20 protein-coding genes are annotated in these 22,424 nt (G+C 39.8%); 9 read left to right on the top strand and 11 right to left on the bottom strand.

The annotated features are described in order from the left end of the window. Window positions 1-86: 86 nt before the first annotated feature. Window positions 87-1,529, top strand: coding sequence for a hypothetical protein (locus AB7E63_RS00650; protein WP_006342019.1), 1,443 nt, complete (start codon window positions 87-89; stop codon window positions 1,527-1,529). A gap of 3 nt (window positions 1,530-1,532) precedes the next feature. On the opposite strand, the gene AB7E63_RS00645 is transcribed toward AB7E63_RS00650, so the two are convergent. After that, window positions 1,533-2,591: an NAD(P)-dependent alcohol dehydrogenase gene (locus tag AB7E63_RS00645; RefSeq protein WP_006342020.1), complete on the bottom strand. Its 1,059-nt coding sequence runs from the start codon at window positions 2,589-2,591 to the stop codon at window positions 1,533-1,535. Window positions 2,592-2,713: 122 nt separating this feature from the next. On the opposite strand from AB7E63_RS00645, the gene AB7E63_RS00640 reads away from it, so the two are divergent. The 3 genes from AB7E63_RS00640 (at window position 2,714) to AB7E63_RS00630 (ending at window position 5,133) form a co-directional block, all read left to right on the top strand. Next, the gene (locus AB7E63_RS00640; RefSeq protein ID WP_428418422.1) at window positions 2,714-3,322 is read left to right on the top strand and encodes an HAD family hydrolase; all 609 of its coding nucleotides are present in this window, start codon (window positions 2,714-2,716) and stop codon (window positions 3,320-3,322) included. A gap of 75 nt (window positions 3,323-3,397) precedes the next feature. Beyond that, complete coding sequence (locus AB7E63_RS00635; protein ID WP_100067537.1) at window positions 3,398-4,804, top strand: hypothetical protein; 1,407 nt, start codon at window positions 3,398-3,400, stop codon at window positions 4,802-4,804. A gap of 89 nt (window positions 4,805-4,893) precedes the next feature. Then, window positions 4,894-5,133 (top strand): bacteriophage holin, encoded by a 240-nt coding sequence (locus tag AB7E63_RS00630; protein ID WP_006342024.1) that lies wholly within the window; start codon window positions 4,894-4,896, stop codon window positions 5,131-5,133. A 38-nt stretch (window positions 5,134-5,171) separates the two neighbouring features. Here the strand turns inward: AB7E63_RS00630 and AB7E63_RS00625 are convergent, their stop codons facing one another. The 4 genes from AB7E63_RS00625 to AB7E63_RS00610 form a co-directional block, all read right to left on the bottom strand. Beyond that, window positions 5,172-6,647, bottom strand: a complete 1,476-nt coding sequence (locus tag AB7E63_RS00625) for an efflux transporter outer membrane subunit (protein WP_006342025.1) — start codon at window positions 6,645-6,647, stop codon at window positions 5,172-5,174. After that, a complete protein-coding gene (locus AB7E63_RS00620) occupies window positions 6,644-9,763 on the bottom strand; it encodes an efflux RND transporter permease subunit (RefSeq protein WP_006342026.1) in 3,120 nt (1,039 codons plus the stop codon). The genes AB7E63_RS00625 and AB7E63_RS00620 overlap by 4 nt, the downstream gene beginning before the upstream one ends. Before the next feature lie 7 nt (window positions 9,764-9,770). Beyond that, window positions 9,771-10,952, bottom strand: coding sequence for an efflux RND transporter periplasmic adaptor subunit (locus AB7E63_RS00615; RefSeq protein WP_006342027.1), 1,182 nt, complete (start codon window positions 10,950-10,952; stop codon window positions 9,771-9,773). Window positions 10,953-11,046: 94 nt separating this feature from the next. Further along, the gene (locus AB7E63_RS00610) at window positions 11,047-11,610 is read right to left on the bottom strand and encodes an NUDIX hydrolase (RefSeq protein ID WP_006342029.1); all 564 of its coding nucleotides are present in this window, start codon (window positions 11,608-11,610) and stop codon (window positions 11,047-11,049) included. A 206-nt stretch (window positions 11,611-11,816) separates the two neighbouring features. On the opposite strand from AB7E63_RS00610, the gene AB7E63_RS00605 reads away from it, so the two are divergent. Genes AB7E63_RS00605 through AB7E63_RS00595 form a run of 3 tightly spaced genes read left to right on the top strand, consistent with a single transcriptional unit; the run spans window position 11,817 to window position 14,551 of the window. Next, window positions 11,817-12,302 carry a nucleoside deaminase gene (locus AB7E63_RS00605; RefSeq protein WP_006342030.1) on the top strand — a complete coding sequence of 162 codons (486 nt, stop codon included), beginning with the start codon at window positions 11,817-11,819 and terminating at the stop codon, window positions 12,300-12,302. Window position 12,303: 1 nt separating this feature from the next. Then, complete coding sequence (locus AB7E63_RS00600; RefSeq protein ID WP_006342031.1) at window positions 12,304-13,629, top strand: flavin monoamine oxidase family protein; 1,326 nt, start codon at window positions 12,304-12,306, stop codon at window positions 13,627-13,629. Continuing rightward, window positions 13,616-14,551, top strand: a complete 936-nt coding sequence (locus tag AB7E63_RS00595; protein WP_006342032.1) for an antibiotic biosynthesis monooxygenase — start codon at window positions 13,616-13,618, stop codon at window positions 14,549-14,551. Before AB7E63_RS00600 ends, AB7E63_RS00595 begins: the two co-directional genes overlap by 14 nt. Here the strand turns inward: AB7E63_RS00595 and aroE are convergent. From aroE to aroA, 5 genes are read right to left on the bottom strand one after another with little or no spacing between them, the layout of a single operon-like run. Then, window positions 14,526-16,550, bottom strand: coding sequence for a shikimate dehydrogenase (aroE, locus tag AB7E63_RS00590; protein ID WP_006342033.1), 2,025 nt, complete (start codon window positions 16,548-16,550; stop codon window positions 14,526-14,528). The genes AB7E63_RS00595 and aroE overlap by 26 nt on opposite strands. Beyond that, window positions 16,531-17,640: a 3-dehydroquinate synthase gene (aroB, locus tag AB7E63_RS00585; protein ID WP_006342034.1), complete on the bottom strand. Its 1,110-nt coding sequence runs from the start codon at window positions 17,638-17,640 to the stop codon at window positions 16,531-16,533. Before aroB ends, aroE begins: the two co-directional genes overlap by 20 nt. Next, a complete protein-coding gene (aroC, locus tag AB7E63_RS00580) occupies window positions 17,637-18,728 on the bottom strand; it encodes a chorismate synthase (protein ID WP_036746437.1) in 1,092 nt (363 codons plus the stop codon). Before aroC ends, aroB begins: the two co-directional genes overlap by 4 nt. Next, window positions 18,718-19,251 (bottom strand): shikimate kinase, encoded by a 534-nt coding sequence (locus tag AB7E63_RS00575; RefSeq protein ID WP_036746439.1) that lies wholly within the window; start codon window positions 19,249-19,251, stop codon window positions 18,718-18,720. Before AB7E63_RS00575 ends, aroC begins: the two co-directional genes overlap by 11 nt. After that, a complete protein-coding gene (aroA, locus tag AB7E63_RS00570) occupies window positions 19,248-20,534 on the bottom strand; it encodes a 3-phosphoshikimate 1-carboxyvinyltransferase (RefSeq protein ID WP_013925358.1) in 1,287 nt (428 codons plus the stop codon). Before aroA ends, AB7E63_RS00575 begins: the two co-directional genes overlap by 4 nt. Window positions 20,535-20,670: 136 nt before the next feature. Here aroA and AB7E63_RS00565 point away from each other — a divergent pair, with 136 nt between their 5' ends. Further along, on the top strand, window positions 20,671-21,342 hold the full coding sequence (locus AB7E63_RS00565) for an HAD family hydrolase (RefSeq protein ID WP_006342038.1): 672 nt from the start codon (window positions 20,671-20,673) through the stop codon (window positions 21,340-21,342). Here the strand turns inward: AB7E63_RS00565 and AB7E63_RS00560 are convergent. Then, complete coding sequence (locus tag AB7E63_RS00560) at window positions 21,335-21,763, bottom strand: YiiD C-terminal domain-containing protein (protein ID WP_006342039.1); 429 nt, start codon at window positions 21,761-21,763, stop codon at window positions 21,335-21,337. The two genes, AB7E63_RS00565 and AB7E63_RS00560, sit on opposite strands and share 8 nt — an antisense overlap. A gap of 215 nt (window positions 21,764-21,978) precedes the next feature. On the opposite strand from AB7E63_RS00560, the gene AB7E63_RS00555 reads away from it, so the two are divergent. Further along, window positions 21,979-22,422, top strand: coding sequence for a host attachment protein (locus tag AB7E63_RS00555; RefSeq protein WP_006342041.1), 444 nt, complete (start codon window positions 21,979-21,981; stop codon window positions 22,420-22,422). Window positions 22,423-22,424: the final 2 nt, after the last annotated feature.

The raw sequence follows: 22,424 nt of genomic DNA, 5'->3' as shown, positions 1-22,424 counted from the left end.
CGGAAATTAAACAAGAGATTAACAAACAGCTTGTTTAATATTCTGCTAATTTTTGTAAAATGATGAAATATAGTAACTTGGAGTATATGATGACTGTTCATAATGTAAATCATCCGCTTAATTTCCCCAATGAAACGTCTACTGCCCAAAAACCTCAGCCAACATCTAAATCGCATTCATTTTTAAAAATAATGAATAAAAATAACATCAATTCTATTCCTTCTTCATTTAAACAAATTCAGCCACATACCCATATGATTATTCCCCCCATGAATATCGCCCGCAGCATCGCTCCTGAAGCTAAAGGGATGTCATCATTACCCTCCACTGTATATGTAAATGGCCGGATTGTTTTTACTGCGGGAGAAAAATTAGAACAGAAAGAGGCTTTTATGCACCTTTTAAAAAATATTTACTTGTCTGGCTTTAAAAATTTTGGCATCCAGTCGATTTCCCTCACAAACGACCTCGATCTTTTTTTAAAAAAAATGACCGAGCAAACAGAAACCGGCATTCAATTTCAACAAAACATTAAAAAATATTTATGTGCGTATAGCATCATACATTTTGGCAAATTAAAAGAACTTTTTAGCAATGAATTTCCATCTACTATTATACAGTGGGATTATTTAAAAAAATGCATGAAAGAAATAAAGAAAAAGTCTCAGCATTTGCGAGAAACTAATCCACAAGAGCTTGAAAGAATTGTGACGAATTATTTCATAAAACTCATTATTTACAGCAACAGCTCTTTTCAAAATACCTTAGATTTTCAATCTAATCTTCTTGCAAAGATGACAAATCAAGACCAAGAAAGCTTGCAATTTCAAGAAATTGTCTCTTGCTTAGCAATACGTCAAAAAATCACCTTAAATGGTGATCTAAGGAAATTAGAAAATTTATTCTCTAAGCAATTTCCTGATATCGCGATCAATTGGAAAGAATTCGAAAATTTCATATTAAAAACAAAAGAAAATTTGGATGAATTTTACCAGGATCACGCCACGTATAAAAAATTAATGTTCACTGAGTTCATAAAATACTTTGTTCCCGCTTATGAAATTTTGCAATTCATGACGATTAACCAATTGCAATCCATTAAAATACTCCTAGAGAGCATTTTCCCACGCTTTAACGATGAAAATAGCAAGCAAAAAATGGTCATTCGTGACTTTACACCCATAGATGAGAGCCATAAAAGTGCTGAATATTGGATAAACTGTGATGCGAAAGGCTTCTCGAATACATTAGTGAAAAATAAGGGGATTTATCCAAAACAAAAAAATGGACTCCACGGGCATGACACAACACAAAAAATCGCGACGCTTTATCTAAAATGGATTGTATCTAAACCATCGCAAAATGAACTTCACACACAACTCACTCTTGATTCTTTAGAGTTGACTCCATATGGAGAGAATCAATTTGAGAAAGTTGTGAAAAATTTTAGAAAATGGGAGATGCCACAAAATGTGACAAACTCCACATCGGAGAAGACGTATATCAAACTCAGTTTTGTATCACTCTAAGGCTTACTTTAACGAAGCGATGTCGATAACAAAGCGGTATTTCACGTCGCTTTTCAACATCCGCTCATAAGCTTCGTTGATTTTTTGGATCGGAATCATTTCAATATCTGACACAATGTTATGCTGGGCGCAAAAGTCCAGCATCTCTTGAGTTTCTTTGATTCCGCCAATGACAGATCCTGCAATGCTTCGACGCTTTAAAATAAGAGCTTCTACAGACGGAGAAGGGTGAGGGGCAGATGGGAGGCCAACCAAGCATAGGGTCCCATCTCGCTTAAGCAATTCCAAAAAAGCATTCAAATTATGGGGTGCAGCAACCGTATTTAGAATGAAGTCAAAACTATTTACGTGTTTTTTCATTTCATCTGGATTTTTTGACACAACAACTTCATCAGCTCCCAGCCGTTTTGCGTCTTCTGTTTTACCTGGAGAAGTAGTAAAAACGACCACGTGAGCTCCAAGGGCATGCGCAAATTTAACGCCCATATGCCCCAATCCTCCGAGCCCCACAATTCCAACCTTATCCCCCTTCCCCACTTTCCAGTGACGCAAAGGAGAATAAGTGGTGATTCCCGCACACAATAAAGGAGCTACAGCAGCTAAATGATCTTTTAGTTTTTCTGAGACATGGAGGACAAATTTCTCATCCACTACGATTTGTGTGGAATAACCTCCATACGTCATTTTTCCATTATGCTTATCCTGGCTGTTATATGTTAATATCCCCCCATTTTCACAGTATTGCTCTAGATTCTCACGACAACTTGCGCAACTTCGACAAGAATCCACCAAGCATCCTACCGCTGCTAATTCACCGACTTTGAAAGAGTTGACTGCATTCCCCACTTTTGTTACTTTTCCTACAATCTCATGTCCTGGAACCATCGGATACACGGAATTCTTCCACTCATTTCGGGACATGTGCAAATCTGTATGGCACACCCCACAATACAAAATTTCAATCTGCACATCATGTGGGCCTGGTTCACGTCGTTCAATACTAAAGGCTTCTAGTGGTGTTGTGGCGGATAGAGCGGCATAAGTAGCGATTGTTTTGGTCATGTTCCCCTCTGATTAAAATTTAAACTTTACTACAAATTACTCGACCACTCAGCTCTTAGTCAACTCTAATCTTGAGTATTGTTTTTTTAAAGTCTATGATGCACCTCCAAGGATGTTCACCGATGCAAAAACAGGAATACGAAATAGTCATTTTTGATCTAGGAAGGGTTTTATTTAATTGGAATCCCTATCAATCTGCTCAAGATCTTATTCAATCAGACCCTTCATTTGATCTTGCCATTTACACAATCACACAAACACCTTTCTGGAACCTATTCGATTTAGGATATATTTCGTCCAAAGAGATGATCGAATACTTTTCTGAAAAATTTCCATCTCATCATCTAAGTCTTTTTTTTGAAAAAGTCAAAGAAGATTTGACTATTATCGATTTTGGATTAGAGGTCTTAGAAAAAGCTCAAAAAAAAGGCTGCCGAACCTACATTCTTTCCAATCTATCAGGAGAATTTCATGAGTGGCTGACCCATAAATATCCATTTTTGCAGACGTTTAATGGGGCTGTTTTTTCTTATCAAATTCACAAAATGAAGCCTGATTTTCAAATCTACCGATATCTTTTGGATAAATATCAATTAAACCCACAGAATTGCTTGCTTATTGATGATCTTGAAGTGAATGTATTTTCTGCAGAAAAAGTTGGAATCGATAGTATTCTTTTTGAAATAAACGATAAAATTAAAGAACAATTAATCTTAAAAGGTTTAGGATAATACTATCCTTTGAAAATAAACGATCATTTAGTATAATTTATTTATAACAAGATGGTTTTTTTAAAGGAGCATGATATGTCGTCGCCAAGCTTTTTTTCCTGTGTTAGCGATCATTCCAATAAAACAGGCCGTTTTTTAGAAAATTATCTTTACTTAGATGGGATATCTGGAAAGCTAGGCGCTCGCCGATTTACAGTGCTCGAGCAAAACACAATACAAGAAATTAGGCCTTCCTCGCTTTCCAAAAAACAAATTTTTTTAACCATTGCCAAACTCGTTTCATTTACGTTCTTTCCTCTAGCCCTCGTTGCATTGGTTGGTAAAGCCATCTATCGCAAAAATCATACATTTCAGATTTTAACAACCACTGCAGAGAAAAAAGAGCCAAAGCCTCCAGGTGCGCCCCAAGAATACTTAGGCAAACAATGGTCAAAATATAAGAAAAATGCCCACGAATTTACTGAAAATGGCGAACCAAGTAATTCGCTCGTTATTTTGGAAGAGGAGTTTAAGAGCGGAGCGAAATCTTGCGTAAGCCCTGATCTGGCATCTCTTGCAGATCTCACTCCCCTGCATGAAACAAATTCAAAAGTCTTTTTTTTACCAAAAAAAAGTAGTCAATACTTTGATGTTTCTAAAAAAGAAGATTTCATTCTTCTAAAACAAACTCTAACAGCAGCTTTCGCGACAGGAAAAGATATGGTCGTTGTGCGCTTTTCAAATCACATCCACACTGTTGCGGCTGGATTTTGCTCTGATGGGAGATTTAAAATCATAGATTCCATGTCACACCCGATATTCAACGTGAAAAAATTTACAACCAAACTTAATCAATTAGGGATTACGGATGCACAAGGAAAAAGAGTGAATTTTCATGGAGAATACATTAATACAAAGATCCAAAGAGGAGGGCATGAGTGCGTCCGCTTTGCGATGCTTTATTGCCATCAGATGGCAAAAAAAAATGATTTAGAAGCCTACCAAGAAGTAAATGGAGCATTTTGTGAAGGAAAACTCACGCAATTTGAAGATTATGAGAGAATTGACGGATCATCAAAGATTAAAAAGATAGATGCAAACCGAAGCATTTACACTAATTTCATGAAGTCTTGGGCTTATAGGACCGTTGGTTTACGTGTGAATTCGTGGCTAGATCTGCCTATTGCACAGTTAAGTCCTAAATGGCCAATTCATGGTCCTTTCATTTACTATAACCTAAAAAATAATGAAGACGAAATGCCCAAACGCACAATCCCAGTCAATAGAAAAGTTTTCTTCAATGATGGGGATCAAAATATCCTTCTTTCCTCTATCGATAACATGCCAAAAGAACAAGAGATTGTAATTCCTGAAAACGCATCCATTAGAGAACTGATCAACCAACAGCTTTTCACTCAATTTTTACTTTTCATAGATAAAGAGAAAAAACCTCGCATGTTTGGTCTACTTCCAGGACAAAAGTTAGAAGTTAAGGCTCACTAGCGAAAAACATTCAGTTATTTGCCCATTATGCTATAATGAAATTAACAATTTGCACTCTTGTGTGACCATCACAAACAAAGGAGGACAAAATGTTAAATCCAACAAAACTCGGTCTCGCAGGGGGAATTCTCTGGGGATTATCCATGTTTGTTTGTACCCTTCTTGCCCATTATTTTGGATATGGCACCCACTGGCTTAGCTTGGTGAGTGATGTTTACCCAGGTTATTCCGTTTCATTGCTTGGGTCCATCATTGGACTCATTTATGGATTCATAGATGGCTTTGTAGGTCTTTTCCTTTTGGGATGGCTTTACAACAAGCTATTATAGAATCCGGAAAGATGGAAGTGCGTGCATTTCCATCTTTCTTAATCACAGCTCACGACAGGGTTAATCGCCGTGTTATCAGCATCCGTTACCCACCCACCACCTAAAGCTTTATAGAGTTGAACAACCGCACTGAAATTTTCAGCTTGAGATTGCACTAAATCTAGCTGTGATCTAAAAAGAGATCTTTCCGCATCCAAGACGGTTAAATAGTCGACCTCGCCTTCTACATAACGCAATTTTGCAAGTTGGAGGTAATCACTTAAAACTTTTACCTGACTTGTATGCTCAATGACTAATTGTTGATTTTTTTGACACGCAATCAAAGCATCATTTGCTTCTCGAAAGGCGGTTAAAATGGTTTGTCGATAAGTAAATAAAAGCTCATCACGGCGCGCCTTTTCTGTTTCTACACGGTAGTAGATTTGCCCTGCGTCAAAAATGGTTTGCACAGCAGAGATTCCGTATTGCCAAAATTCTGCTGGTGATGTCAGGAAAAGGCTAATACGATCACTTTCACTTCCATAGATTCCCATTAGAGTAAACTGAGGGAAAAATAGAGCTCGCGCTTGCGTAACATGTGCATTTGCTGCAATTAAGTTATATTCAGCCTGGACAATATCGGGTCGCCTTGTCAATAGATCGGACGGTAAACCAAGTGGAATCTTGACCGGATATTTAAAGGCATCTAAGGCTTTTCCTCGCAAAATGGAGTGAGGGTTTTCCCCTAATAAAATACTAATTAAGTTCTCTTGCTGAGGAATGCTGCGCTCAAATTCAAGCACACTGATGGCCGCAGTTTTAACCTCAGATTCGGCCTGTCTGACCTCAAGTCGTGAAGTTTCTCCTACATTAAAACGATTTACAGCTAGTTCTAAAGATCGTGTTCGAGACTGCAATGTTTTTTTTGAAATTTCTAGCTGCGCATCGAGCTCCCGCAAAGTGATATACGCGTTGATAACTGAGGTCACGACTGTAATAATGACCGTACGTCTGGCTTCAATCTGACCTAACATATCAGCGTAAGCCGCATCGGAAGCACTTCGGATACGGCCCCAAAAATCAAGTTCCCAATTTAAATTTAATGAAGCTAAAAAGTCATTATTGATTCGGCTTACCCCAGGAGAGATAGGCGTATTCGAGTTAAACGTATTGATATTTTGGCTTGGTTCTAGAGCTGATGGCAAGGCAATAGAGCTTTTAAAACGATTGTAACTTACATTTCCTGTAAGAAAAGGGAAAAGCGGAGCACTTTCCACTCGATATAACGAATAGTATTCGTATACGCGATTGATGGCGACTTGTAGGTCTTGATTATTCTTGAGTGCAACAGTAATCAATTCATCTAATACAGGATCATCAAACTGCTTCCACCAACCAACATTGCATAACGTGCTATCGTCATTATTTTGCAATCTCCATTCGTCAGGAAGATCAACATATTGACGATCATAATAGGGTCGAATACATCCTATCAACGATAATAATAGAAAAAGAACAAGGGCCCAGCGCTTCATTTTTGGACTCCAGAATCATTTTTCTTTGCTTCAGAATAACTTGCGATCAGATTAAAAAAGAGGGGTACAAAAAATACGGCTAAGAATGTCGCGGCAATCATGCCCCCCATCACTCCCATACCAACAGAATGACGGCTATTTGCCCCAGCTCCAGAGCTAAACACAAGAGGAACTACCCCGAAGATAAATGTAAGAGAAGTCATCAAAATCGCTCTAAAGCGCAATCTTCCAGCTTCGATAGCGGCCTCTCTGATGGACATGCCTTCCTCATGCTTGATCATCGCAAATTCCACGATCAAAATCGCATTTTTAGCAGCAAGAGCAATAATCGTAATTAAACCGATTTGAAAATAGATGTCGTTTGTCATTTCAGCCAACCACACAGACAGAAACGCTCCAAAAATTCCAAAAGGGATCGCTAAGACAATTACAAGAGGAATATTCCATCTTTCATAAAGACCGGCTAGTATTAAAAAAACCATTAAAAGACTAGCCATCAGCATTTTAGTTGAAGTTCCACCAGCGACCTTTTCTTGGTAGGATTCCCCTCCCCATGCAAATGCCATATCAGAGGGCAAGACTTCTTTGGCAACTTCTTCCATTATCCGCATGGCCTGTCCAGAGCTATATCCTGGAGCCGAGCTTCCATTAATTTTGGCAGAAGGAAAAGAATTGAATCGACTAACCAAATTAGGACCAGAAGTATTCTTTATCGTCACAAGCGACTTTAATGGAATCATTTGCCCTTGAGTGGATTTGACATAAATCTGTTCAATATCCAAAGGATTTTCACGTAACCGGGGCTGTGCCATAATCGTAACACGATAGACTCTTCCAAACATGTTAAAATTGTTTACATAAAATGACCCAAAAAAGCTTTGTAAAGAACTGTAAATTTCACTGATCGGTACACCGAGAGACCGTGCTTTATCCCGATTAACATCCACATAAAGCTGCATGGCATTCGCATTAATTGTGGATATCAGGTTAACCAATTCGGGTCGTTGCTTCGCTTTTTCAATAAATTTTTCAGTAATCTCTTGCAGATGTGCATAATCCCCTTTTCCTCGATTCTCAATCCAAAATTCGAAACCGCCAATAGTTCCGAGTCCTTGAATGGCAGGGGGATTAAACAATAAAGCTTGACCTTGTGCGATATGGCTATACTTTTTAGAGAGATCCATCAAAACAGCTTCGGCATGTTCTTTAGGATCTGTTCTTAATGCCCAATCTTTTAAAACTGTAAAACTGGATCCCTGATTTGTACGATTTAAGCTGTCAATAAAGCTAAAACCGGTTAATTCAAAAACCTCTTCAACGGCGGGATTTTGTAAGGCAATTTTTGCCGCCTCTGCGGAAACTTCCTCGGTACGATTTAGGCTGGCACCTTCGGGCATATTAATCATTGTAATCAGATACCCCTGATCTTCTTCAGGAATAAAACTGGTGGGAATAATGTAAAAAAGAACACCTGTTAACCCACAAAAAATTAAAAAACTAAAAATCCCTGTCCAAGGATGATCAACAAGCCACTCTGCACCCTTAATGTAGAAATTGGTAAAGCGATCAAAAAAACGATCAAAAAGCTGAGTAAATTTTGAAGGGGTCTTTTGAGGCTTAATTAAAATAGCGGAAAGTGCAGGGCTCAAAGTCAATGCAACACACCCTGAGATAATGACAGAGACAGAAATTGTCAAAGCAAACTGCTTATATAACTGCCCGGTAATCCCTCCCAAAAACGCCACAGGAAGAAACACGGCACATAAAACCAACACAATCGCAATAATCGGGGCTGTGACTTCTCGCATTGCCTGATGAGCCGCTTCGTTCGCAGAGGTCTTGAGCAGTCGCATGTTCCGTTCTACGTTTTCAATCACAACAATTGCATCATCCACCACAATTCCGATAGCTAAAACTATGCCGAATAGGGTCAATGTATTAATGGAAAGTCCCATGACAAGCATTCCTGCAAACGCTCCGACGATCGAAATAACCATGGCTTGTAAAGGAATAATGGTTAATCGAACATTCTGAAGAAAAACGAAAACAACCAAAGCAACAAGAAAACCTGCCTCAATAATCGTTTTTATGACTTCGTGAATAGAGGCATTCACAAATTTTGTGGTATCATAAGGGATGGAATACGTAATCCCCTGTGGAAAATGACTGGCAATCTCCTCCATTTTATTTTTGATATTTTCAGCCACTTGTAAAGCATTTGCCCCAAACTGTTGATAAACACCAATTGAAATAGTAGGGACACCGTTAAGCTTACTCACCACATTATAATTCTGAGCTCCCAATTGCGCATAACCCACATCTTTTAGATAAACCACAGAACCATTTGGATTCGCTTTCAAAATGATCTGATTAAATTCCTCGGGTGTACTTAAACGCCCCGTACTTGTAATGGAAATGGTTAACTCCGTGGGCCCCGCAGTAGGAGGTTCGCCCAAACGTCCCACAGCATATTCTGAGTTTTGATCAATAATTGCATTGGCTACATCTTGTGTCGATAGCTCATATTTAACTAATAAAGCAGGGTCTAGCCATATTCTCATGGCGTAGGTGCGATCGTTAATAATCGAAACACTACTCACGCCAGGAGTTCGCTGAAGCTCTTCGACAATATTGACAGTGGCATAGTTACTTAGAAAGATTTCATCATACCGATCATCTGGGGATTGAATTCCAATCGCAAGCAAAATAGCTGGCGTTTGTTTTAATATGGTAACACCACTCTTTTGAACTTCCGGGGGTAAAAGAGGCTGAGCAATGCTCGCTTGGTTTTGGACGTTAATCAAAGCTTCTTCAATATCAGATCCAATATTGAAAAAAACGTTTAAGCTATAGTCTCCCGTGTAGGAGCTATTGGAATACATATAGATCATGTTTTCCACATTATTGATCTGTTGCTCTAGCGGTGCAGCCACAGAATTTGCAACCGTTTGAGCACTAGCTCCCGCATAAGATGTTTGCACATTAATTTGAGGGGGTAAAAGATTCGGGAATTGTTCAATTGGCAGAAAAAAAAGTGAAGCCAAACCAGCAAGCAAAATAAAAATAGAGAAAACAGTTGAAAGAATCGGACGATCAATAAAAAAACTGGCTAACATGCGTGCATTATTCCTTAGCAGAGGGAGTCGTTGAAGAAGATTTAGAAGGAGTCCAAGCCCCTTTCACATGCACAGGCACTCCGGGAAATACTTTATTTGTTCCATCCACGATTACTTTATCCCCTACCTCTAAACCATTAGTAATGATTTGGTAATCTCCATACCAATCTCCTACAGATACGTCTTGAGCAGCTGCATTCCCGTGCTTATCAATCAGATAAACAAACATCCCTTCTTTTTTCTGCAACAAGGCTCGCCTTGGGACAAAAATCGCATTTGGACGTTCAATGCCATGTAGTTTAATGCGCATAAATTCGCCTGGACGAATTTCTCCCAGCGGATTAGGGAATACAGCTCTGACAAGAAGGGTTCCAGTACTTTGATCGTAAGTTGGGGAACCAAAATCAAGTCTCCCAACTTGTGGATACACAGATCCATCACTGAGAATGCCTTCCACTTGGTAATCATTATTTTTAGGAAGAGTCATTATTTCGAACTGAGGAACAGTAATGGTCTGCTTACTCTGCATTTGTCTAATGCGTAGGATATCGTAATCAGACACACTAAAATACACCCAAATAGGATCTAAAACAGACACTGTTGTCAAAAGATTATTGACACCAGGAGTCACTAAAGCACCTTCTCGATAGTTGGATCGATCCGCATAACCAGTAATGGGAGACGTGATGGTGGTGTAACCTAAGTTAATCTCATTATCTAAAAGTGATGCTTTAGCCGTTTGTAAGGCAGCTTCGATCGAAAGTTTATTGGCAATGGCATTATCTAAGTCTTTTTTGCTCGCAGCTTCTTGCTTATATAAAGGTTCTAAGCGTTGCACAGTTAACTTGGCATTTTCTAATAGAGCCTCTTGCTTCGCCACATCCCCTTTTGATTGCTCTACACGCGCTTGATATTGCTTAGGATCAAGTTGAAAAAGAAGATCTCCTTCATGTACGAGCTGACCTTCTTGATAAGCAATTTTATCCAAATAGCCTTCTACACGCGCTCTGATTTCTACGGGGTGTGAGCTTTGTGCGAAGCCAATATAGTCATACACAACTGGCAATGTTTTAGATTCCACAACATAATCTGTCACATCAACCGGATTGACAGGAGTATTTTCGACCTTAGAATCGCAGGAAAAAAGGCAAAAAGAAAGCAGAACAAGGAATAAAAAATGGCGTCGCATGGCTATATCATTTGTTTTGTTTAAAGGATTAGCTATACCCCAATTTGCCTCAAAGTTGCACGAAAAAAATGAAAAGTTTTTTTATAGAGAGGAGTCAGATTTTATTTGCTAGATGGTGCATCAACTTATCTCTGAATCTTCGCATATGCACATCTGAACGTTCGTAAGGAATCTGATCCCAATCATACCAACAGATTTGATGAAACTCATCTTTATCGTATTGAAGTGACTCATTGCTGTTTCCTTTGACAACATACCAAAGAGAAACATCTGTATGCAATTGGACACAACCAACCGTATCCGTCACCGTTAAAAAAAAGGGGTCATCGAAAAAAAAATGGGCTTCGATTCCTAATTCCTCAATGATTTCTCGTTTCACTGTTTCTTTAGGATGTTCATTGCGTTCAACATGTCCACCGGGTGGTAGCCACAATTCTGATTTTTTATGATCGACCATCAAAATTTTCTGACTGTTCTGGTCGAATACCACAAAATAAGAAACTAAATGGATGGCTGGATTTGCGGGTTTGAATAAACGAAAAAGCTGAGATCCAGAAGCAATCCAGTTTTGAGTAAATGCAATATGCTCTTTTTCTTGTTGGTCAAATGGTTTAATTGAAGTCACAATTTGTGAAATTGTGGACTGAATTGTATGCATCAAATCAAAACCTTGTTATTTCCTTCCCCCTAGCATAAAAAAGCGAGGGTTTGATTAAAAGTGTTTTCAGACAAACATATAAGTTGACAACTTTCCTCAAAATTTTGTACACAACGATTCAATATTAACCATAGCTATTCAACTCCTACTAACATTACGAAAAGAGGAATAGCTTCTTTAGCAGAATCTTTATTTCTGGAGATTAAATGAATAAAAAAAACCATGAAGAATTTATGAAACGTGCGATCGCACTAAGCAGAAAGGCTTCAATCGAAGAAAAAACGGGAGGGGTTTTTGGTGCCGTAATTGTCAAAGATGGCAAAATCATTGCCGAGGGTTATAACCAGGTGCTTAAGCACAACGATCCCACATGGCACGCGGAAATGCATGCCATTCGAGAAGCTTGTAAAAAGTTAGGAAAGCCTCATTTAGAAGGATGTGATCTTTATACAAGTGCGGAGTGTTGTCCGATGTGTTTGTCTGCAGCCTATTGGGCACACATTGATCACATTTATTACGCAGCAACAACCCACGACGCCTTAAAATATGGAAACTTTGCAGATGTGGATATTTTAGAAGAAATCCGCAAAGAACCCTCCGAAAGAAAAATCTCCTTTACCGAAATCATGCGTCCACAAGCTGTTGAAGTTTGGAAAGAGTTTGCTGAAATGCCTAACAAGGCGTTTTATTAAAATGGATGTCATCGTCATTGGAGCCGGTTATGCCGGCTTAACCTGTGCTTATGCACTCGCTCAAAAACATTGGAATGTTCTTTTACTAGAAGCATCACACAGACCCGGTGGACGTGCATTAGATTATAGCCTAACTGATTCACATCCTGTAGAAATGGGCGGACAATACATTTGTAAGGGGCAAAAAAAAATTCATGCTCTTTTAAATGAATTTAGGATTCAAACGTACGAGACAGACAACGAAGGGCAACATTTTTTAAAAAATGATCGCCACAATTTTTTACCACTTGATTCCTTTCATATCCCTGATGAATTTAATGCTGCATTAAATCTGCTTGAAAAAATGACAAGACATGTCAGGTCATCCTCTGCTCAACATTGGAATTCAATTACCTTCCAAGAATGGCTCAATCAAAGCTTGCAATCTCCAGATGCCAAGCAGTTGTTTCGTTTCATGATCAACCAAGGCTTTTCAGTCGAACCTGAAGAGGTGTCATTACTTCAAATGCTTTGGTTATTTAAAAGAAATTATGGGCTACCAACATGGACATTGGGAGGCGCTCAGGCCAGTCGAATCGAAGGAGGATCACAAGCTCTTGCACATTGTCTTTCCGAATCTCTCGGAGAGCGCATTCATTATCGGCAAGCTGTCAAAACAATTATACAAAATCAAGAAGGGGTACAGGTCCAAACGGCTGATCAGCAATTTCATGCTCAAGCAGTTGTGGTTTGCATTCCACCTAATCGCGTTAAAACACTTGCGTTTGATCCGCCTCTCCCTCCGCGATACGCTCAGATATTTGATGCGTTTCAAGTAGTGGGACAAACGCTGAAAATACAAGCTGTCTATGAAAAACCATTTTGGCGTCAACAAGGTTGGTCTGGTAACGGAATCTCCTTAACTGATATTCCGATGTTAACGAATGACAATAGCCCTTTAAACTCTTCTTTAGGCGTTTTATCAGGAATGCTAACCGCTTCAGCAGCATCAAAATGGATGTCCAAAGATCAAGAAGAAAGAAAAAATGCCGTTTTGCAGACATGGGCTCATGTTTTTGGAAAAGAGGCTTTAACTCCCCTTCAATATAAGGAACATGATTGGACAAATGATCCCTTTATCTCCTGTGGACAAGCTAGTTACTTATCTCCAAATGCTCCTCATGAAATTTTGGAAGATTCCGCTTTACCAAGAGTCAATCGCATTTTATGGGCTTCTTCTGAGCTGGCAAAAGACTGGAGTGGGTGTTTAGAAGGTGCCATCTATGCCGGGGAGCAAGCGGCTCAAGAAATAGCAATGGTCTTGGAGAGATCGTATGCCTCAATATAGCGAGAATCCCATCATTCTCAGCATTCTAACAGAAATTCCCTCTCTTTCGGAATCGGCATTTACGGATTGGCAAGCACATTTCAATTCCCAAATTGTCAATTTCTCAGGATTTATTAGCCTTGAATTTTTAGCCCCTACTAAAAAGGAAAAGCATTGGCAAATTGTGCAAAGATTTTCTGATCAAGCGAGCGCATCCAAATGGAAGCATTCAAATCCTTATCAGGAACTATTAAAAGAACTCAGCAGTCTAGCTCCAGATGGCAAAATTGAAGAGATTCAGGTGGATGCGGCTAGCTTTGAAGGGGTAACAGAGATCATTATCACGGAAGTAAGCTCTGATCGGGTTGAGGATTACCGAAAATGGACAGCAAAGATTCATCAAGCCGAAGCGAAGTTTGCTGGCTTTCGAGGCGTTTATATTCAATCTCCTGAGGGAAATCGAGGAAAGCATTGGATCACTTTATTGCAATTTGACACGATGGAAAACTTAGACCAGTGGTTGAATTCTTCTGAAAGAAAGACGCTGTTAAATGAATCGGCCCCCTTTATCTCATCGCTTGAAATCCATCGCGTCATCTCCCCTTTTGCCGGCTGGTTTGCTTCCATCGCAAAAGTCAGTGAAATCCCAGCTGTGTGGAAACAGACCATGATTGTGTTGCTTGTGCTCTTTCCTATTGTGATGTTGGAGATTAAATTCTTATCCCCATTCACCGCAGGCCTAAACCTTTCATTAGCCACATTCATCGGCAACATGATTAGCGTATCACTGATTGCCTTTCCTTTAATGCCTCTTGCAATTGGACTACTCGGCTGGTGGCTATCGCCTGAAGGCCGAAATCGTCGACTCTATACGATCCTCGGCACATGCCTTGTCATTGGGCTTTATCTTTTAGAAATTATGCTTTTTTGGGGTTCAAGCTAAAAAAATCTTGCGCACGCACACTGTAGAGGACATGCCGAGATAAGGGATGTTCCAAGGACAATCGAGGGTGATCAAAGTCATCCTCTGGATGATGTTTCATTCCAATTTTTTCCATCACCTTTTTTGAACGTTCATTTTGAACAGTTGTGAATGAAACAATCTTATCAAGATGTAGTGTTTCGAATCCATATTGCAAAGCAGCCAACGCCCCCTCTGGAGCATAGCCTTTTCCCCAAAAATCGTAGGCGAGCCTCCATCCAATTTCAACAGCAGGAGTAAAACTGGCCTCAAAAAGAACTTTTGATAGTCCAATAAATCCAATAAAATCGGAAACGCCAGGGAGTGAAACCGCCCATAATCCCCATCCTTGTTCATCCATTTTTGAGATAATTCTTTGAGCTAATGCATCACTTTCTTCCCGTGTGAGCGTTGCTGGGAAATACTCAAGGACTCGCGGATCTGCGTTGAGCTTAGCAAATGGCTCTAGATCACTCTCTCGCCAAGGACGCAAGATTAATCGTTCGGTTTTGATCGAGCTTAAACTCGTCATGACCTTCTCCTCTAAAATTTTTTGGGATTTATTCCGATCCATTCGTTTAAACCATAATTTAAATTGTCCTAGCGCCTGGGCTATGAACATCTGATAACCAAAAATTACCTGACAGCCTTTTTTTAAGGCATTTTCAAGGAACAATGATACTTTAGGCTTTGTTTTAATGTCCATGACAAAAACATGTGGAAGAATATCTTCAAAAGCAATAGGCATGGGCACAGACGTGCAGTTAATTAAAATATCGTATCCCACCTGTGCGCAAGCTGGCATCTCATGTAATCCTTTTCCCTGGCAACCAAATGCATGGGCGATTTCGTAGGCTTTTTCTGGAGATCGATTAATAACTGTAACCAAAGCCTTTTTCTGCACTGCTTCATAGGCAATTGCTCGAGCAGCACCTCCCGCTCCAATGATGACGACATGTTTCCCTTGAATTCCACATTTGGTCTCCAAAGCTTCCATAGCACCCATGCCATCCGTATTAAAACCATAGATTTGATCCTCTTTAAATTGCAGGGTATTGACAGCCCCGATTTTTTCTGCCTTCACATCGAGGTGATCGATAAAGGACATGATGGATTTTTTTAGAGGCATTGTGACACTAAGTCCACGAATGGGCAATGCTTTGGCTAATTCGAGGAATGGGGATAACTCGGTACTTTTAACAGGAATTTTTACATAAACAGCATCCATCCCACACGCTGCCAACACAGCGTTGTGTGTTTCATCGCTAATACTTAAATTAACTGGATCTCCGATCAATCCATAAATGGCGGTTTGGGATGTCAATGTGCGGTAGCGGTACTGCTCAATCAATAACTTTGCGGATAACTGTCCTAGAGGATTTTTGGGATCTTCATCAAGAGATGCAAATGTAAAAGGATGGTTAACAATAGGGCCTAAGATCCGACCGATTTGTCCATTAGGTCCCATGCTAATCGGAATCAGTTTTGCATTCTGATTTTTAGACCAAACCAGCAAGCGCATCGTATCCACAGAGCTTTTAGCCGTCACAGCAATTTTATAAAAATGAGCTGGGATTTTTTGCATGTCTGTGTACAAATGATCGAAATTTTCGGGAGTCTCTTGCAAATTGTGATAGGAAAGGATTAACTGGATTTCTGGATGTAAAGAAGAAATATCTCTCACCACATCTTCAGGCATATGGCTTTCCAAATCTAGATAGAACGGCTTTAATGCTGCGAGACGATAAATGTGCTCAACGCGGCTTTCTTCCGATTGATTGAAGTTCCCCCCCTGGGCCTGACTTCTCAAAGTAAAAATCATCGGAATAGAAAAAATCGATTTTAATTCCAGCAAAGAGGTTTCATCCACATTTACAAAAAGGTCTAAACGTAATTCAACAAGATCGGCGTATGGCAAAGCCCTTTCAATCTGCTGGCGTGCTTCTAAGTACGTCGGCCCTTTAATGACGACACAAATCATGATTCATCCATTCTACAGCTTTTCTTAGGGTTTCATCTTCCACGGAAATGCAAGCCTCTTTAAAAGGGCTCCCGATTTCTTGTAACATCACAAAACGGGGTTTCCCGTTTAACGATTTTTTATCTAAAATCATCGCATCATATAGTGTTTCAGCAGAAAAAGGGATTGGGAGTTGCAAAGGAAGCGCATATTGTTTCAAAATTTGCCAAATTTTGTCAAAAGACGCTTGCTTAAGATACCCATTGAGGACAGCCAAATAGCTTTCTACAAGTATTCCTATAGCAACTGCCTCCCCATGGGATATTTCGTAATGCGTTAAATGCTCTAAAGCATGCCCAATGGTATGCCCAAAATTGAGCAAATGCCTTTTCCCATTTTCTTTTTCATCTTGCTCCACAATACTTTTCTTGATTAAACAACTATCGTAGATAGCTTTTCGCAATAACGAGGGCTCTAAGGCTAATATTTGATCCGAATGGTTTTCTAAAAAATTAAAATAAGAGGCGTCTGCAATAGCTCCATGCTTAATCATCTCCACAATCCCATTTCTAATCTCATTTGAGGGCAATGTGCTCAATGTCGATAAGTCCATCAATACAAGCTTAGGTTGGTAAATACATCCAAGTAAATTTTTCCCTTGAGGAACATTAATACCCGTTTTTCCCCCAATGCTGGCATCTACCATTCCTAATAGAGTGGTTGGCAACATGACCAGAGGAACACCTCGGCAGTATGTAGCCGCAATATAGCCAGCTAAATCTGTCACAACACCTCCACCTAATGCTAAGATACAAGTATCACGACCTAAGTTTTTTTCTAGGAGTTGATTTTCTATATATTCTTTGGTTACCCGCGTTTTATTTTCTTCTCCATGAGGAAATGTAAACAAATAGACTTCTAAACCTTGATTTAAAAGCGCTTTTTTAACATTTTCTCCATATAAAGCACCTGTCATATCATCTGCGATAATTGCAAATGTATAACCAAATGGGTTCAAAAAATGAGGTAAATGGCCTAAAATATGGTTGTGAATTTCAATTTTATATTGAATGACTGTACCAGGAATAGAGCAAGTTAATGGCAAGCTCATAATTTAACACATCGATTTAAAAGCATGGCATCCGCAAGGACAATAGCAAGCATGGCCTCTACTACAGGGACAGCGCGAATGGCGACACAGGGATCATGGCGAGACCCCTCAGGCAACTGAAATGCAGCCATCTCTCCTTGCATTGTGACAGTTTTTTGAGGCTGCATAATGCTTGATGTCGGTTTGAAGGCGACCCTTCCGACTATGGGCATTCCATTTGAAATTCCTCCTAAAATGCCGCCTGCATGGTTTGTTTCCGTTTGAATTTTCCCCGAGATGTTTTCAAAACGATCGTTGTGCACAGATCCAGGCATCGATACAGATTGAAATCCTTCTCCTATTTCAAAACCTTTGGAAGCCGGTATACTCATCATAGCATAGGCTAAATGTGCCTCTAATTTTTGATAAATGGGATCTCCTAATCCAACAGGAATTGACAAAGCAGCAAATTCAACCACTCCGCCAAGAGAGTCTTTTTCATTAATCGCTTTTTCGATTAAATCAATCATCGCAGGAACACTGTTTAGGTCCGGACAAAAAAGGGGATTTTGCTCCATGAGGTTTCGCATCTCTTCAATTTGACGCACGTCAACATTTGCCTGTATGAGGCCAATTTGCTTGATATAGGCAATTATTTGAATTCCTTGTATTTGCAAAAGTTTTTTGGCTATAGCTCCTGCAGCCACGCGACAAGCAGTTTCTCGTGCAGAAGCCCTGCCGCCGCCTCTATAATCAAAAATTCCATATTTTTCTAAATAAGTATAATTTGCATGCCCGGGTCTAAGCAAATCTTTAATGGACTCATATTTGCTCGAATCGGCATCATGATTCGAAATGAGAATGCTAATGGGAGCACCTGTTGTCTTGCCTTCAAATATGCCTGAAAGAATCTGAGCTTTATCATTTTCAACACGAGGAGATGTATAGAGGTTGCGACCTGGAGCACGTAAAGCCAAAGCAGTCTGAATGTCACTTTCATGTATATCTAAGCCAGCAGGACATCCATCAACCACCACGCCAATTGCTTTGCCGTGGGATTCTCCCCATGTTGTCATTCTAAAGATATTTCCAAAGGTGTTACTGGCCATGCTTGATCTCCTCGTGATTTAAAATGGCAGCTGTAATTTCTTCTACCGTCAGGCAATGCGCTTCTATTGTGACATGAGAGGAAGCTGCATACAGAGGAAGTCGTTTTTCGGCGATTGCATAAAATGCCTGCTCAGGATACGATTTCTCTAAAAAAGCAGGAATCCCTTTTACAGCGGTTCTCTTCCAAGCCTCTTCTGGTGATAGCATGAGATAAAATAGAATGCCATTGTCTTGCAAAATTTGAACATTCTTTTGCACATGAAAGGTTCCGCCACCCGTTGCGATCACGCTTTGATGCGTATTTTCTAATGTTAACACCTGTTCATTCTCTAATTTCCTAAAAAAAGATTCCCCTTCTTTTCGGTAAATTTGTCGACAGGACAGCTTTTCCCCAAATTCCTTTTCATAAGCACATTCGATCATTTCATCTGTATCAATGAACGTCCAATTTAATTGGATTGACAATCTCTTCCCCACCGTTGTTTTTCCGCTCATAGGCAAGCCGCATAAAACAATGTTCATGTGCACTCCTGAATATTGGCACCTAAACGATTAAAGTCGCGTACAAAAGTGGGAAATGTTTTAGAAACACACTCTGTTGAAGTCAAAAGTGTCTCACCTCGAGCTCCCAAGGCTGCAACGGTAAGAGACATCACCATACGGTGATCTTGGTAAGAATGCAATTGTGCACCATTTAAAATAGATTTTCTCACAATTAAGCCATCTTCCAATTCAGAAACATCAGCACCCATTTTTCGCAATTCTGTCGCAATGCTTGTAATACGGTTACATTCTTTCCGCCTTGCTATAGCTGCATTACGGATGTGTGTTTCACCATCTGCAAAACAAGCCAAGACACTTAATATCGTGATGGAATCAATAAAATTGTTAATGTCGACAGAAATCCCTGAAAGTTTTCCCCCTCTCTTGACGAGCAAGATGTTTTGGGTTTCATCAAAGTGAAGCTTGGCTCCCATTCTTTGAAAAACAGAGAGCAGTTCTTTGTCGCCCTGCACATCATGCATGTCGATATTTCTTACAACAAGCTCGGAGTCTGTCACTAAGGCTGCAGCAATAGGAAAGGCCGCAGAACTGAAATCTCCAGGAACAGTATAATCAAAGCCTTCATAGCACGCGTTGCCAAACAAACGATAATGGGTAAAGTTGTGGTTTTCGTAAGGGATCCCAAGTCGATCTAACCAATTAAGCGTAAGGTTAATCCAAGGTGTTTCTCCGGGATTTTTGACAACTATTTCAATGGAGCCCTCAGCAAAGGCTGCGGCAATTAACAAAGCAGAAACCGGTTGAGAATCTTCACCATTTATAACTGTTTTGCCTGATTTAATGGGTCCCTGGATAATCACAGGAGCAAAACCATCTCCTCGCATGGATGACTGTGAAACACCTAATTGCGAAAGGCCTTCCAAAAGAGGTTGCATAGGCCTTTGATGTCGAATGGAGTGATCTCCCGTTATCACAATGGGGAGGGATCCCAAAGCTCCAATGGCTGTGCAAAAACGTAAGACAATGCCCGAATTACCGGCATCAATCACATTCTCTGCGTATGCAATTTTTCCGCCCGTTCCCCTTATTTCAATACATGTGGGAAAAACCTCAATTTTTGCCCCTAAATGCCGACAAGCTTCTATCATTGCGTATGTATCGGGAGAGGCCAGATAGTGGTGAACGACACTTTTTCCTTTAGCTAAGGTCGCAAAAAGAATGGCACGCAAGGTATGTGACTTGGATGGTGGTATTCCTATCTCTCCTGTTAACGTCGCTGGTTTAATGAGATATTTTCCCATTTTGTTACTCCATCTAAATCCTTTACATCCATTTTCCTCTGTTAGAGAAATTAAACCAAGCATCTTTTGAAAATGTGGAGATTTTGATTCTTTTTTGCTAATATAAACGATTTAATCAATGAGACTTTAGGGAAACATGAAAATTCAAGCTGTGTTTTGGGATTACGACAATACTATTCTAGAAACCGCAGAAGCTCATTGGAATAAGCATCACACAGTCTTAAGACGTCATGGCATTCATCTTCCTGAGAGTTACCGCCAACGCGTTTATGAGAACAATGGCGTGCAAAATTGGGATTGGATGCATCAAGAGCTTGGCTTACCAATTTCTCAAGAAAATTACCTGTACGAGATAGATGCTGAATTTCAACAGGCGATTCAAACTCTTGAAATGCGACCCGGAGTTTCTCAGCTTTTAGCCTTGTTCCAAGATCTGGAAATTCCGCAAGCAATTATTACAAATGCGCGGCGTGATTCCGCAGAGCCTGTATTACAACGCAGAGGGATAGCAGCCCTTATGCAATTCATTCTCTTTAAAGAAGATTATGAAGGTCGTAAACCTGATCCGACTCCCTACCTAGTCGGATTAACAAAAATGGCAAAAGTCCTGGAAGAGCCGATTCATGCTAAGCAATGCGTCGCCATTGAAGACGATCCAAAAGGTGTAGAGGCGGCACATAAGGCGGGCCTGATAGTCATACATCGTAAACTTCGTGAAGATGATCTTGATAGCCCCTTTGCTGACTATGCCTGCTACCAAACAGATCACTTTCTTGAAGTGATGCAAAATATCATGCCACTCAAATAACCGCAAAAGTTGCGTGATAGTCTACGCAAAGCTTCCCTTTCTGGTATATTTTAGCAAATAGGCGTATCCTCCCCTTCCCTCTTATTTTCAGGATTTTAATAAAACGATCCCATTCCTCTTTTTTAGGAAATTCACATTCTGCTCTAAAATCTTCGCTGACAGGGGCATCGTACGAGACTTCGCTTTTCGTAATGACAATTTGAAAAGGCTCATTATGTAAATGGATATACAGCAAACTCCAACATGCCAAGGTCGCCACTGCATGCAGGCTGCCCCCAAAAACGGTTTTTTTATGATTAATGTTGTTGGCAAGAGGAGCAAACAAGATGACTTTTTGCGGGGTTGCCAACTCCACCTTTATTCCCATGGCCTGAGTAATCGGAATATGCGCGTAAAGATACGCCTCTACTTTTTTTTCCATGATGAAAATCTCAATTTTTATTCAAATGATTCCAGCTTAATGCATCATTTAAAACATCGGTAGTTTTAATTTTTTTAAGCACTTCATCCAAGAAAAAAACATTTGACTTCTTACTTAGAGAACACTCATATAAAAGATATATGAATTTATAAAAAGATTTTCTTTTATCTTTAATTAGCAAATAGATAAGTTTTTATTTTGCAAAGGAGACTTGTATGCCAACAAATCATTCCACCACATGGGTTGTCGTTGCTGATAAATGCCAAGCAAAAATTTTTCGCCTTGTAAAATTTCCTAAAATAAAAGAAATCGATTATTTAGAACACCCTGAAAGTGGAGCACGCAATCAGGATTTGATCTCGACAAAACCTGGGCGCAATTTTCAAAGCGGAGGAGTCACTCGACATGCCTACCAACAAGAAACAGATCCAAAGCAATTGGAAGCCATGAAATTTGCGACTGAAGTCGCTAAATACTTATCCCTTGCAAAACAAAAAGAAGAATTCAGCCGACTCTATATATTTGCTGAACCATCTTTTCTAGGTTTACTCCGTCAACACCTCACCCCAGAAATTCAAAAAACGATTGTCTCAGAATCGACAAAATGCCTCACTTCTTGTGACACCGAATCTATCGAAAAACACCTTCTTGAGGTTTAAAA

The organism is Parachlamydia sp. (assembly GCF_050255895.1).
Lineage (GTDB): Bacteria > Chlamydiota > Chlamydiia > Chlamydiales > Parachlamydiaceae > Parachlamydia > Parachlamydia acanthamoebae.
The sequence above is the reverse complement of the archived record's forward strand: the minus strand, read 5'-3'. Positions and strand labels throughout refer to the sequence as shown.